This is a genomic window from Shinella sp. M31 (assembly GCF_049199205.1).
GTDB lineage: Bacteria > Pseudomonadota > Alphaproteobacteria > Rhizobiales > Rhizobiaceae > Shinella.
In genome coordinates this window covers 1-205 of record NZ_JBLZPH010000191.1, presented here as the reverse complement: position 1 = coordinate 205, position 205 = coordinate 1, and the positions used below count along the sequence as shown (strand labels likewise).

The 205-nt window shown below is 59.5% G+C and carries 1 pseudogene; it reads right to left on the bottom strand.

From position 1 onward, the window contains the following. Positions 1-101: 101 nt before the first annotated feature. Positions 102-205: pseudogene (locus ACOZKU_RS27705) on the bottom strand (electron transfer flavoprotein subunit beta/FixA family protein); the annotation flags it as partial.

Sequence of the window (205 nt, the reverse complement as noted above, 5' to 3'; positions counted from 1 at the left end):
GCTGCCGTCAGCGCCTTGGCGGTCTGGTCGGAAAGGCTAACATTGTCGTGGTCTGCCAGAAGAAGAATGGCCATGTTCGTAATCTCCTCAAATCTTCCGGATCAAAGCACGCCGGCTTCGGTCTTGAGCTTTTCGACCAGCTCGGCGACCGACTTGACCTTGACGCCCGCCTTGCGGCCCGACGGCTCCTCGGTCTTCAGCACCT